This window comes from Klebsiella sp. Ech2A, from assembly GCF_030078455.1.
Classification (GTDB): Bacteria; Pseudomonadota; Gammaproteobacteria; order Enterobacterales; family Enterobacteriaceae; genus Klebsiella; species Klebsiella terrigena.
In genome coordinates this window covers 17,981-31,612 of sequence record NZ_JAQGFU010000039.1, presented here as the reverse complement: position 1 = coordinate 31,612, position 13,632 = coordinate 17,981, and the positions used below count along the sequence as shown (strand labels likewise).

Here is a 13,632-nt window from a genome sequence, read left to right as displayed (position 1 = left end):
ACGGACCAGGCGCAGCTGCGGATGCTGCTGCTGCAGGCGGTGGAAAAGCTGGGTAAACCGGCGATGGCGGTTAGCGAGGAAGTAGTCCATCGCCATTTCCAGACGCTGCTGCCCGGACTGGAGCTGGCGCAGCAGCTCCCGCTGGTTACGGCTGACGATCTCGGCCGCCGCGGAGGGCGTAGGCGCCCGCAGGTCGGCGACAAAATCGGCAATCGTTACGTCGGTTTCATGGCCGACGGCGCTGACGACCGGAATGCGGCTGGCAAAAATTGCCCGCGCCACCCGCTCATCGTTAAAGCTCCACAGATCTTCCAGCGAACCGCCGCCGCGGCCGACGATCAGCACGTCGCACTCCCGGCGCTGGTTGGCTAACGCGATGGCGCGAACGATCTGCCCCGGCGCGTCCTCACCCTGCACCGTCGTTGGATAAACGATAACCGGCAGAGAGGGATCGCGGCGTTTGAGGACCTGCAAAATATCGTGCAGCGCGGCGCCGGTTTTGGAGGTAATGACCCCCACGCAGTGGGCCGGGGAGGGGAGCGGCTGCTTGTGCTGCTGGTCGAACAGGCCTTCTGCCGCCAGCTGCGCTTTTAGCTGTTCGTACTTCTGCTGCAGCAGCCCTTCACCGGCGGGCTGCATGCTTTCGACGATGATCTGATAGTCGCCGCGCGGCTCGTAGAGCGTGATGTTGGCGCGCACCAGCGCCTGCTGTCCGTGCTGCGGGCGGAAGGTGACGCGGCGGTTGCTGTTGCGGAACATCGCACAGCGCACCTGGGCGTTATCGTCTTTTAAGGTGAAGTACCAGTGGCCGGAAGAGGGCTGGCTGAAATTAGAGATCTCGCCGCTGATCCAGACCTGGCCCATTTCCTGTTCCAGCAGCAGGCGAACCGTCTGGTTTAGGCGGCTGACCGTAAAAATTGCGGGGGATTGAGATGGTAACATGTGAGCAAGATCAAACTTTAAATCAGCAGGTTAATCAGTCGATAGTAACCTGCCGGGAGGCGATAGCAAGTATTATTTGCAAAAAAGGGTAGATGCAATCGGTTACGCTCTGTATAATGCCACGGCAATATTTATCCACCCTGGTCGAGATATTGCCCATGCTACGTATCGCTAAAGAAGCTCTGACGTTTGACGACGTTCTCCTCGTTCCCGCTCATTCTACCGTTCTGCCGAATACCGCCGATCTCAGCACTCAGCTGACGAAAACAATTCGTCTGAATATTCCTATGCTCTCTGCGGCTATGGATACCGTGACGGAAGCGCGTCTGGCAATTGCCCTCGCCCAGGAAGGCGGCATCGGCTTTATTCATAAAAACATGTCCATCGAGCGCCAGGCGGAAGAAGTTCGCCGCGTGAAGAAACATGAGTCCGGCGTGGTGTCTGACCCGCAGACCGTACTGCCAACCACCACCCTTCGCGAAGTGAAAGAGCTGACCGCGCGCAACGGTTTCGCCGGCTATCCAGTGGTTACCGAAGATAACGAGCTGGTCGGGATCATCACCGGCCGCGACGTGCGCTTCGTTACCGACATGAACCAGGCCGTTAGCGTTTATATGACCCCGAAAGAGCGTCTGGTGACCGTGCGTGAAGGCGAAACCCGCGAAGTCGTGTTTGCTAAAATGCACGAGAAGCGCGTTGAGAAAGCGCTGGTAGTGGACGAGAGCTTCCACCTGATCGGCATGATTACCGTTAAAGATTTCCAGAAAGCAGAACGTAAACCGAACGCCTGTAAAGATGAGCACGGTCGTCTGCGCGTAGGCGCGGCGGTTGGCGCCGGTGCCGGTAACGAAGATCGCGTTGATGCGCTGGTTGCCGCAGGCGTTGACGTTCTGCTGATCGACTCCTCCCACGGCCACTCTGAAGGCGTTCTGCAGCGCATTCGCGAAACGCGGGCAAAATATCCGAACCTGCAAATCATCGGCGGCAACGTGGCGACCGGTGCCGGCGCACGCGCACTGGCTGAAGCCGGCGTGAGCGCGGTGAAGGTCGGGATTGGTCCTGGCTCTATCTGCACCACGCGTATCGTTACCGGGGTAGGCGTTCCGCAGATTACCGCCGTTTCTGACGCCGTCGAAGCGCTGGAAGGCACCGGGATCCCGGTTATCGCCGACGGCGGCATCCGCTTCTCCGGCGATATCGCGAAGGCGATTGCCGCGGGCGCAGCGGCGGTGATGGTTGGCTCGATGCTGGCGGGTACCGAAGAGTCCCCGGGCGAAATTGAGCTTTACCAGGGCCGTTCATACAAATCCTACCGCGGTATGGGCTCCCTGGGCGCGATGTCCAAAGGCTCCTCCGACCGCTACTTCCAGAGCGATAACGCGGCTGACAAACTGGTACCGGAAGGTATCGAAGGCCGCGTAGCCTACAAAGGCCGCCTGAAAGAGATCATTCACCAGCAGATGGGCGGCCTGCGTTCCTGTATGGGTCTGACCGGCTGTGGTACCATCGACACCCTGCGTACCAAAGCGGAATTCGTGCGTATCAGCGGTGCTGGCATCCAGGAAAGCCACGTTCACGACGTGACGATCACCAAGGAATCCCCGAACTACCGCATGGGCTCCTGATTTTCATCGCCCGGCCATGTGCCGGGCGATTTTATTTAATTGCTACTGCTCTGGAATAAACGTCAATGACGGACAACATTCATAAACATCGCATTCTTATCCTCGACTTCGGTTCTCAGTACACCCAGCTGGTTGCGCGTCGCGTACGTGAATTAGGCGTTTACTGCGAACTGTGGGCCTGGGACGTGACTGAAGCTCAGATCCGTGAATTCAACCCAAGCGGCATCATTCTTTCCGGCGGCCCGGAAAGCACCACTGAAGATAACAGCCCGCGCGCGCCGGAATACGTTTTTGAAGCGGGCGTGCCGGTCTTTGGCGTGTGCTACGGCATGCAGACCATGGCAATGCAGCTGGGCGGCCACGTTGAGGCTTCCAGCGAGCGTGAGTTCGGCTACGCGCAGGTTGAAGTACAAACCGACAGCGCGCTGATCCATGGCATTGAAGATTCGCTCAGCGCCGACGGCAAGCCGCTGCTCGACGTCTGGATGAGCCATGGCGATAAAGTCACCGCCATCCCGTCAGACTTCGTAACCGTTGCCAGCACCGAGACCTGTCCGTTCGCCATTATGGCTAACGAAAAAAAACGCTTCTACGGCGTGCAGTTCCACCCGGAAGTGACCCACACCCGCCAGGGCCTGCGTATGCTGGACCGCTTCGTGCGCGAAATCTGCCAGTGTGAAGCGCTGTGGACGCCTGCGAAGATTATTGATGATGCCATTGAGCGCATCCGTCAGCAGGTTGGCGACGATAAGGTGATCCTCGGCCTGTCCGGCGGCGTCGACTCTTCCGTCACCGCTATGCTGCTGCATCGGGCGATTGGCAAAAACCTGACCTGCGTGTTCGTTGATAACGGCCTGCTGCGCCTGAACGAAGCCGAGCAGGTGATGGACATGTTTGGCGACCGCTTCGGCCTGAACATCATCCACGTTGCCGCGGAAGATCGTTTCCTTGGCGAGCTGGCCGGTGAGAACGATCCGGAAGCGAAACGTAAAATTATCGGCCGCGTGTTCGTTGAGCTATTCGATGAAGAAGCGCTGAAGCTGGAAGACGTGAAGTGGCTGGCGCAGGGGACTATCTACCCTGACGTGATCGAGTCTGCGGCCTCCGCGACCGGCAAAGCGCACGTTATCAAATCTCACCACAACGTGGGCGGCCTGCCGAAAGAGATGAAGATGGGCCTCGTTGAACCGCTGAAAGAGCTGTTCAAAGACGAAGTGCGTAAAATCGGCCTCGAGCTGGGCCTGCCGTACGACATGCTGTATCGTCACCCGTTCCCGGGTCCGGGCCTCGGCGTTCGCGTGCTGGGCGAAGTGAAGAAAGAGTACTGCGACCTGCTGCGTCGCGCGGACGCTATCTTCATCGAAGAGCTGCACAAAGCCGACCTGTATAACAAGGTTAGCCAGGCGTTCACCGTGTTCCTGCCGGTTCGTTCCGTCGGCGTGATGGGCGATGGCCGTAAATACGACTGGGTTGTTTCCCTGCGTGCGGTCGAAACCATCGACTTTATGACCGCTCACTGGGCGCACCTGCCGTACGACTTCCTCGGCCGCGTCTCCAACCGCATCATCAACGAAGTGAACGGTATTTCCCGCGTAGTCTATGACATCAGCGGTAAGCCGCCGGCGACGATCGAGTGGGAATGATTTCGCGTCTGGCAACAGCCTGCACGTAAAAGCAGTAAAGCACCTCTAAGTCCGCGTAACTGCGGGCTTTTTTGTCTTTGTGTCTGGCACTTTCTGGCAGCTTTTAGCAACGGGAAGCACGGTTTTTTCAATGGAATTTTTGATGGTACTCTCTGATTTCGAATTCAGGTTTGAAAAAGTACCATGTGATAAATTTCGGTTGAGTTATGGTATTTTTTTTTATAACTCAATTAAAAACAGAGAGTTAAATTACTTTTCTGAATTTTTTACAACATGGTATTTTTTGATAAAGGAAAACAATAAACCATGTTGACTGACACCAGGCTGCGTCACCTTAAGCCGAAGGAGAAACTCTATAAAGTTAATGACCGTGATGGTCTGTATGTTGCGGTCACTCCGGCTGGAACTATTTCATTTCGTTATAACTATTCAATAAACGGAAGACAGGAGACCGTTACTTTTGGCCGCTATGGTGTTGGAGGGATCACGCTTGCAGAAGCGCGTGAACGGCTCAATGAAGCCAAAAAAATGGTTGCCAGTGGAAGATCGCCTGCGAGGGAAAAAGCCAGAGATAAAGCGCGTATCAAAGATGCGGAGACTTTTGGTGCGTGGGCTGAGAAATGGTTACGCGGTTATCAAATGGCTGAATCGACGCGTGATATGCGGCGTTCGGTATATCAAAGGGAGTTGAAGTCAAAATTTGCCCAGCAGAAACTTAGTGAGATTACACATGAAGACTTACGTGCATTAACCGATAACATTGTCGAGAGAGGGGCACCGGCGACAGCTGTACACGCCAGAGAGATTGTATTGCAAGTCTATCGCTGGGCTATTGAGCGCGGTCAGAAGGTGGAGAATCCAGCTGATCTGGTACGGCCTGCAAGCATAGCGGCATTTGAGCCTCGTGACAGGGCATTGACGCCAGTTGAAATCGGTCTGATGTATCGGTATATGGAACGGGTAGGAACGACGCCATCAATCAGAGCAGCGGTTAAACTTTTGCTGTTAACGATGGTACGTAAAAGCGAGCTTACTAACGCGACCTGGAACGAGATCAATTTTAGTGAAGCATTATGGACGATACCAAAGGAGAGGATGAAACGACGTAATCCACATTTGGTTTTTCTTCCCCAACAGGCAATGGATATTTTGATTGCTCTTAAAACCTTTGCCGGTAGCTCTGATTTTATCCTTCCTTCGCGCTACGATTCCGATGCACCTATGAGTAGCGCTACTTTAAACCGGGTTTTGACACTGACGTATCGTCAGGCACAGAAAGAAGGGGAGTTGTTGCCTAAGTTTGGTCCCCATGACTTACGGCGTACTGCCAGCACCTTGCTACATGAGGCCGGGTATAATACTGACTGGATTGAGAAGTGCCTTGCCCATGAACAAAAGGGGGTACGAGCTGTTTATAACAAGGCTGAATATCGTGAGCAGAGGGCTGAGATGCTACAAGATTGGGCGAATATGATTGATGAATGGGTAAGTAATTGATAATAAATTAAATTGTAATCAATCTTTTTCTGGCGATAGAAGGAAAATTTTAGCCGCTAAAATTTGCGGATTATTTAGCATTCTTGAGCCTGGGGATATCTAGACGGTGAAAGCACCTGCTTGTGCCGACGTTTTCACCTTTGCTATTTTTCAAAGACTGATAGTCTGACGCTAGAAGCGTATATTAACCTTTAAATTAATTACCTGAAATTTAAGGTAATAATTTAGCATGGCAGAGCTACCAACTTTTCGGTTTACTTGTAGTTATATTACCGCCATGAACAACTGCATCTATAGCATTACGGCAGTTCTCGGTACCCCGTGGGGTTGTTTCCTTTACACATTTGTCATACATGGCTTGGCGTTCAGTATCGTGTTGCTTGTACCATTCAATGCTATGGGTTTCTTCATCACATCCAACCAGAAGCAATGCGGTGAGCAGTCCTGAAGTTACAATCAGTTTTCGTTTCATTTTAGTGGTATATCCTTATACATAAAAAATTAATATACTTTGCCTTGTTGATTACATTTTTCGTAGCATGGAACTATATTCTTTAATGTATAAAGCTTTGTTCTGCTACAGGTCAAGCAGAATGTTTTTTCCTGTTGGTAGTTCCATTAGGTCCGGCAATAACCCATAACAGAAGGCGCATTAGGCTTTAGCCTTGACTATTTTTTCAGTACCTGACATAAAACTGACCAGCTCCTTACGGCCATCGGGATATTCCTTAATAACACATCCTTCTGGTGTATTTCGTTCAGCGTAATAAATGGGTACTCCACTAAGAAGATTGGAGCGGGCCTCTTCACCTGAATCATATTCAAGTTGTCGATCAAAACTTGTAAAGAACCTTGCTTCATCAGCAGCGGTCATTTCGGCCAGATGAGATAAATCCAGATTCATGATTATGTCCTCTGTAATTCTTAACTTGGCAATAAGCTGTCAGTATACCATCGTAGAACCACTACATCCTACGGATGTTTTAGAGGGTCCTAATGAGCAAAGAGAAGACAACTGTAAACGCCCCTTGGCTTAGACTTGCTTACAGGAAAATGAATGCTTCTTACGGTCAGAGACAAGTAAGGTGATTAGCCATTGCATAACCATAAAATTAATTCATTCTATATCATTACAGACTGACTTTTGTGATTTACTGGTGAGGCAACATCACAGTGGTCCATTTTGTATAATCGTTTACAGCTGCGTTGCAAATGATAAATCATAACACCATGAGCCATCATCTAATACCGTTTAATCGTGGAAGATTTTAGCCGCTAAAATTTTGCCAGAAATGGAATTTTATAAGATGAACTCATCACGAATCGTTCCTAAGGCTTTAGAAATAGCTTGATTTGTTAGTACACTACCTGTTAAGCCCCCTAATTTTATACCAATTTCGCGATTGGAAAGCCCTTGCTTATGAAGAACCAGTATTCGCTTTTTGTTGTCAGTCAGTCGCGAATTTACCATTCTGCGTGCTAAGTTGCGCAGTTCAGGCACATTAGTTGGATCCAGTGAAGAATCAAAGAGGTAATGATAAAAGTACTCATCAACTAAATTATCTCCAGATTTTGCATTGTAGCGATCTGGATGGGCAATTTGTCTCCGTAGCCTCAAGACTTCTTGCTCAAATTGCTTTGTAGAACGTTTTGCCTGTTTATAGGTCGCGTTCCAGGAACCATCGTGCAGTTTCGGTCGGTGATTTAGACAGTATGTTTGACTGAAGTCTGGTCTCTTTTTTTTTCCAAATTTCTCATTATCTTCGTTTTCTTCACCTTCAATAACTCCATTCTCTTTCCATGATCTAATAAATGATGAAAATTCAGTCGGGTTTCCACATAAGGCACAAATTCGCGTTTTTCTTTCCATATTTACATATAGATCGCGGGCTAGCTTTGAATTTTTTGGGCTGTTTCCTTCACAATACATAAAAAATGATTTGAGCATGTCCTGAGTGGATATGAAAAACATGTCTTGCTCTGTATGAGAACTATGGTTAACAAAATTTCTCAGATGAAAGTGAATTTGATCGGCCGTATAAGAAAAGCCTCTGAGTTTAACAAGATCGCTATAGTTACAATTTTTTATTGAGGCAGGGCAAAAAGATAAATAATGATTTGGAAGTCGACTTAAATATTCCGATACAGATGGATCTATCAACTCTTTGATCAATTTTATGATGTTGTACCGTTTAGATTTATCAGAATATGAATGCCATTTTTCCCTAAAGATGCGGATGGCATGCACTACCGTTTCATCAGTATGTTCCCAAACAGGGATGTAATACAGCCCTAGTCTTTTTTGCGCATTTTCTTCCGTTTCAAATATTTTCATATCCAACCTATTAGTCCAATTGATCCCGCTAAGATACAAGAAACTTCAGGCAATATCCACTAAACAGTGTTGATAAGGAGATATGGTATGAATTCGTCAATGACTAATAAAATGCTGATTAATCGCAGAACATTACTCAAGATGATTCCTTTGTCTGATCGAACAATCTATAACTTGGAGCAGCGTGGTGAGTTTCCTAAGCGTATTGTTTTGACTAGCCGAAGTGTTGCTTGGGATTTAGCTGAGGTTGAAAACTGGATTGAAGAAAAGCGCAGGTCTGCTTTAAAGGCAGCAAGACCCGGTTTTTTTTGGTAAGTGCGAGTCATCATGATGATTAAATATGTAATGGATGCTTCATCTAGGGAACCGACTCAAAACAAAAAAAGGTCAGTGAAAGTTAAGAGAAATACGAGATATATAGATAAACTTTTGGCAATCCAGGAGTGTAGTGCTCTGGAGGCCAATGAAATGGGTTTTATTGCTCGGTTCTTAATTCAAGCAACCCTACCACACAGCAATCCAGGATTGAATGAGTGGTGCCGTAAAAATGGTAATTTAACCATGCATATGATGGCACCATCAGCAGTAGGTTTGCCTTTCGGTTGCTATGCTCGATTGCTATTAGTTTGGGTTAGTTCTCAAGCAGTTAGAAATAAGTCAAAACTGGATAAAGGATTTATTACAGAACAGGAAGCACGTAAGCTTGAATTGGGTCGCTCCCAACGGCGTTTCATGGAAGACTTAGGTCTTCGCTCAACCGGTGGAAAAAATGGTTCTATAAATCCATTTCGAGAACAGATGCGGCGATTATTTAAAACTACGGTCAGTGTTACGTTTGCAGAGTTAAATGAGGAAAGTGGATATGTTTGTGAAGATGAAATGGGAGCCAGAGTAGCGGATGTATCCCATATTTTGTGGAGTGCAAAACAACCAGAGAAAGATTTTCTATGGGAGTCTTGGGTTGAGTTGTCACCTAAATTTTTTCAACTGATAACAGATAAACCTGTCCCATTGGATATGAGAGTATTGCGTTTGATTAAGCGCTCTCCGATGGCCTTAGATATATATTGTTGGGCGACATATCGTGTGAGTTATTTAAAGCGAGTCACAATTATCCCTTGGCTAGGTTTGATGGAGCAAATGGGATCAAATTATTCCGATGTCAGAGACTTTAGGCGACGGTTTAACGATGGGCTTGAAAAGGTACAGCGGGCATGGCCAGGGCTAGACGCTACACCGACCGACAAAGGACTTCTTATAAAACCAAGTGCTCCTCAAGTACCTCGAAGGAAAAAATACAGAACTGAGGGATATTGAAGCGTGACGAACGTCTATCAACTTAAACTTTACCAGTGTGTATAAGCTTGGGGATGAAGGAAGTTATCCACGCATATTCTGTCACGCTTTAAAGAAAGTATTCTGCGCATGTTCTGTCGCAGTTTACGCATGTTTTGTCTCGGTATACGCATGTTCTGTCAGTTGGATAGCTGTAAAATCAACTTATAACAAAGGGTTATAGAACACCCTGTAGTGTTTTCCTGTAGGTTTAACCTATATAAAAATTAACCTGTAGTTAAAGGAAAGATACTGTGGATAAGCTCGATGGGGTCAAATTCATTCCTGATTATCACTATTAGATTTTTTAGTGTAAATTTTATTGGGGTTTGTTTAGCTAAAAATACATTTTTGAATGTTATCTGTTTCTTTTGGAAACGATTTTTCTGTAAGCATTAATTGCTAGTGTTTGTATTGTTGACACATGAGGTAGAGTTTTTTTAAGCATATAAAATAATTGGTTAGCTGTGATTAGGAGGCTTTAGAAATTTTAGCCGCTAAAATCCGATAAATTTCCCTGTGAGTTAGGTGCGATGAAATCAGTTATGGCTTAGTTTATAACCAGTGAGACGGGGTCGAGATTTACGATATACCGAAGGATTTTACCCGAGTAATCCTGCATTAATACGCCAAGAAAACACATCCTGTACACTGAAATACACATTGATGTGCACAGATATACTACGGCAACTGGAGGGCAGGACATGTAAAGTAGGCCCACCGCTACGGTGTTCCAACTTTACCACTCCCTATTCGCCGCATCGCGGCTCAAGGGCGTCCTGCTCTGCGAGGCTGCCAGGCTACCACCTGTATGGGGAGCTATATGAAAGTTACTCAGACTAGAAAAAATAGTACGCCAATAAAAGTTTATTGTTTACCCGAAGAAAAAATTCTCATCCAAGAAAATGCAGAAGCATCTGGATTAAGTGTTGCCTGTTTTGTTCGTAGAGTTGCAATGGGTTATCAGGTTGATTCTATCGTAGATATAAAACAGGTTAATGAACTTAGCCGAGTAAACGCTGATCTTGGAAGACTTGGCGGATTACTTAAATTATGGCTCGCAAATGATCCTCGAACAGTTGATTTTTCACCCACACTGATAAGAACCTTGTTTGCGAAAATAGAATCAACTCGGCAAGAACTAAGGAACATTATGGATAAAATCTTGGATAAATAAATGTGTGGTTTCCTATATATCTGCGTCTGTTAACAGACAGAGTGTTAAATATTACTAATCTGCTGAAAAAGAGGTAAGCAAATGAATTTAATGTTCCGAGTAGTTTCATCACAAAGAGGGATTTTAGCCGCTAAAAAATCTTTAATAGTTCCTTTTGTTGCGTACGTCATGGCATTACCGGTGAAAGCCGGAATTCCCGTTATTGATGGCACTAATGTGGTTCAGACCACAATCAGCGCAGTTAACAACGTTCAAGCCGTAGCAAAACAAATCCAGCAGTACCAGACGCAGCTGCAGCAGTATGAAAACATGCTGCAGAACACCGTAGCACCTGCGGCCTATATCTGGGACCAGGCAAATTCAACAATTAATAAATTGTTGCAGGCGCAGGATACCCTTAATTACTACAAGAATCAGGCCGGGAGTCTCGATACGTACCTGAAACGATATCAGGATGTTAACTACTACAGGTCATTACCTTGCTTTAACAGCAATGTTGAATGTACCGCGTCTGAAATTAGCGCACTTCGTGAAGCGGAACAAAACAGCTCAGAGGCACGTAAAAAGGCCAATGACGCCGTTTTCAAGGCAATTGACAAACAACAAGATACTCTGCAGAGCGACGCTGACAACCTGGCAGACTTACAAAGCCAGGCAACTGGCGCACAAGGGCAAATGGAAGCAATTCAGGCGGCCAATCAACTTGCCAGCGCACAGACAAACCAGTTACTGCAAATCCGCTCTCTCCTGGTAGCCCAACAAAACGCTGCAGCAACACTGGCACAGGCTCAGGCAGATAAAGAATCACAACAGATAGCCGCTGATGAAAAAGCGTTAGCTGGAGAGAATACACCAAGCCCGAAGCGAATTTGGTGAGGAAATGCAGAATGAAAGATAATCTTTTGATTGTATTTATTCTGATCAGTTTATTGGCCCTATGTTCTTGCGATAAAAATGATAAAGATTGTTTATCGACGCCAGATAATAAATTTGATGAACATAAATACGATAAATGTGCTCTACGGAGTAATAATAAACCAAGCCCTAAACGAGAATGGTAATCATGAAAATAGTAAGTAAGCTCACCTTTTTAGGTATCATACTTTTCTTTTCTATAAATGCCTATGCTGGTCAATTAGATAGTAGCGGGCTACTTGATGCTTTATTAGAAAAGTTTCAACAAGTAGCCAGTACATGGACAACAGTAATTGCTGACTATGCAAATTGGCTCTTCTGGGGGCTGGTATTAATAAGTATGGTTTGGACATTTGGTATGATGGCGATGCAAGGGGAAGGGTTGACAGGCGTACTTGCTGAAATAGTTCGCTTTTTTGCCGTCATTGGTTTTTTTTATTATCTTTTAATCAACGGCCCATCCATATCGCAATCCATAATTAACTCAATGAGACAACTTGCAGCAAACGCTTTAGGAATAAATACTGGTATTTCGCCCTCAAGCATAGTTGATATGGCGTTTGCGATATTAACAAGGGTCAGTTCAGCCGCATCAATTTGGTCGCCAATGATATCCACCATTATGATAACAGTCGCGATAATCGTTTTGGTAGTGATGTCCCTTATAGCGATAAATATGCTAATCATGTTGGTTTCTGCATGGGTGTTATGTTATGCAGGAGTTATATTGCTTGGGTTTGGTGGTTCGAAATGGACCTCTGATATAGCAATTAATTACTTACGAACTGTTTTATCGATTGGCATTCAATTATTCACGATGACATTAATTATTGGGATTGGACAATCATTTATAGATCAATATTTTTCTCTTATTAAAGATGATGTTCCTGATCTTAATAGTCTTATCGTTTTGCTTCTGGCGTCAATTATCCTGTTAGTATTAACGAATAAGCTACCACTGTTGTTATCAGGTGTTGTAGGAGGGGCTTCTTTACAAGGGATTGGTGGATTTGGGGCGGGTATGATTACCGGCGCTGCCGCTACTGCCATCAGCGGTGCTGGAGCAATGGCAATGGGGGCATCAGCTCAAGTCAGCGGCGGAGCCTCTGCATTAAAGGCAGCATTCGAGTCTGCGCAAGCTGCCATGGCCGAAGAATCTGGTTCAGGCAGTGGAGGCGGTTCCGGTGGAGGATTTGGCGGCGAGGAAGATACCGGTTCTGTAGATACTTCTGGAGGCCAACCCTCAGGCGGTTCCGGTGGTTCGTCTGCAGGGAGCAGTTCAGGTAGCGCCAGCGGAGGAAGTCAGGGGTTTGCTTCATTCTCTCGAGCTGGCCGCATGGCAAGCCATATGGGAAGCAGTATGGCTAACGGAGCTGCTGAATACCAGACAATGAAGCGAAGTAGCGATTCTTCTCGTGTCCAACGGACTATTGGAGGGGAGTTGGCGGCTCAGATACGTAAACAAACAGCTACTCGTCGGGATAACCGCGAACATGATGATTTTGCCGGAGATAGCTTATCCGGCAATAATAAATCTTGAATCAAGCGCGTCAGTTTACGGGGGAGCGCGAGCTGACGCTTTCACTGAGAGAACTTAACTTCTGCAACTCAAAGGAAAAACTATGTCTAGGACTCCCGATTCACGGTTACGCCATGAGGGCTTTCGCAAAGCAGAGGCTTCCCTGAGACTTGAAGGAATCGACCCCAGTGGTACGCCACTCTACGAGTCCATTAAGGCACGTATTATTTCAGGTGATCTGACGTATGAGCAGGGGCGTTCTGAGATCCTTGCATATTACACAAAAGCAGATACCGCCGGGCCTGTAACAGTGGGAGAAATGCTGACCGAGGAATTTTTAAAACCGCTGAACATATCTGATGATGAACTGGCGAAAGCTATGGGTATTTGCAAGCAGGATATTGACGATATTATCTGTGGTTTGCATCGTCTTACGGATGAAGAAGCTCGCGTTCTTGCTGCCATATTTGGTACTGATGAGGATTTTTGGAGTAATCTTGAGACGTTGCAAGATTGTCAGGAACAACGACAGACATAATCAATCCGCTACTACCTCATATGTTATGATACAGCCGCCCTTCAAGTGTCATGAAAGTTTCAACATCGGCTTGCTGTTTTCCCGAAGCTACAATTCTCGCTCTAAA

14 protein-coding genes are annotated in these 13,632 nt (G+C 46.9%); 10 read left to right on the top strand and 4 right to left on the bottom strand.

Translation table 11 applies throughout. The features are described 5' to 3' along the window. Window positions 1-942 (bottom strand): exodeoxyribonuclease VII large subunit (gene xseA, locus PFH44_RS10390; protein ID WP_283824968.1); only part of this gene is annotated, 942 nt, incomplete at its 3' end. A gap of 158 nt (window positions 943-1,100) precedes the next feature. Between xseA and guaB the strand changes: the two genes are divergently transcribed. The 3 genes from guaB (at window position 1,101) to PFH44_RS10375 (ending at window position 5,707) form a co-directional block, all read left to right on the top strand. Further along, window positions 1,101-2,567: an IMP dehydrogenase gene (gene guaB / locus PFH44_RS10385; RefSeq protein ID WP_041146702.1), complete on the top strand. Its 1,467-nt coding sequence runs from the start codon at window positions 1,101-1,103 to the stop codon at window positions 2,565-2,567. A 65-nt stretch (window positions 2,568-2,632) separates the two neighbouring features. Further along, window positions 2,633-4,210 (top strand): glutamine-hydrolyzing GMP synthase, encoded by a 1,578-nt coding sequence (guaA, locus tag PFH44_RS10380; protein WP_283824967.1) that lies wholly within the window; start codon window positions 2,633-2,635, stop codon window positions 4,208-4,210. A 306-nt stretch (window positions 4,211-4,516) separates the two neighbouring features. Continuing rightward, a complete protein-coding gene (locus tag PFH44_RS10375) occupies window positions 4,517-5,707 on the top strand; it encodes a tyrosine-type recombinase/integrase (protein WP_283824966.1) in 1,191 nt (396 codons plus the stop codon). A 238-nt stretch (window positions 5,708-5,945) separates the two neighbouring features. Here PFH44_RS10375 and PFH44_RS10370 read toward each other — a convergent pair whose 3' ends face one another. From PFH44_RS10370 to PFH44_RS10360, 3 genes are all read right to left on the bottom strand, one after another. Beyond that, entirely contained in the window at window positions 5,946-6,179 is a 234-nt protein-coding gene (locus PFH44_RS10370; protein ID WP_153070211.1) for an EexN family lipoprotein, read from the bottom strand. A gap of 180 nt (window positions 6,180-6,359) precedes the next feature. Next, the gene (locus tag PFH44_RS10365) at window positions 6,360-6,605 is read right to left on the bottom strand and encodes a hypothetical protein (RefSeq protein WP_283824969.1); all 246 of its coding nucleotides are present in this window, start codon (window positions 6,603-6,605) and stop codon (window positions 6,360-6,362) included. A gap of 402 nt (window positions 6,606-7,007) precedes the next feature. Next, window positions 7,008-8,042 (bottom strand): transcriptional regulator, encoded by a 1,035-nt coding sequence (locus PFH44_RS10360; protein WP_283824965.1) that lies wholly within the window; start codon window positions 8,040-8,042, stop codon window positions 7,008-7,010. 87 nt (window positions 8,043-8,129) lie between these two features. Between PFH44_RS10360 and PFH44_RS10355 the strand changes: the two genes are divergently transcribed. The 7 genes from PFH44_RS10355 to PFH44_RS10325 all read left to right on the top strand — a co-directional run bounded on the left by PFH44_RS10355 (window position 8,130) and on the right by PFH44_RS10325 (window position 13,526). Then, window positions 8,130-8,357: a helix-turn-helix transcriptional regulator gene (locus PFH44_RS10355; protein WP_034497625.1), complete on the top strand. Its 228-nt coding sequence runs from the start codon at window positions 8,130-8,132 to the stop codon at window positions 8,355-8,357. Between the two features lie 12 nt (window positions 8,358-8,369). Beyond that, window positions 8,370-9,359, top strand: coding sequence for a replication protein RepA (locus PFH44_RS10350; RefSeq protein WP_283824964.1), 990 nt, complete (start codon window positions 8,370-8,372; stop codon window positions 9,357-9,359). 841 nt (window positions 9,360-10,200) lie between these two features. Further along, window positions 10,201-10,554: a conjugal transfer transcriptional regulator TraJ gene (traJ, locus tag PFH44_RS10345; protein ID WP_171278917.1), complete on the top strand. Its 354-nt coding sequence runs from the start codon at window positions 10,201-10,203 to the stop codon at window positions 10,552-10,554. Window positions 10,555-10,635: 81 nt separating this feature from the next. Beyond that, complete coding sequence (gene trbJ / locus PFH44_RS10340) at window positions 10,636-11,430, top strand: P-type conjugative transfer protein TrbJ (RefSeq protein WP_283824963.1); 795 nt, start codon at window positions 10,636-10,638, stop codon at window positions 11,428-11,430. Between the two features lie 11 nt (window positions 11,431-11,441). Then, window positions 11,442-11,615, top strand: coding sequence for a hypothetical protein (locus PFH44_RS10335; protein WP_283824962.1), 174 nt, complete (start codon window positions 11,442-11,444; stop codon window positions 11,613-11,615). A 2-nt stretch (window positions 11,616-11,617) separates the two neighbouring features. After that, a complete protein-coding gene (gene trbL, locus PFH44_RS10330) occupies window positions 11,618-13,009 on the top strand; it encodes a P-type conjugative transfer protein TrbL (protein ID WP_283824961.1) in 1,392 nt (463 codons plus the stop codon). Between the two features lie 82 nt (window positions 13,010-13,091). After that, window positions 13,092-13,526: a HigA family addiction module antitoxin gene (locus PFH44_RS10325; RefSeq protein WP_283824960.1), complete on the top strand. Its 435-nt coding sequence runs from the start codon at window positions 13,092-13,094 to the stop codon at window positions 13,524-13,526. Window positions 13,527-13,632 lie beyond the last annotated feature (106 nt).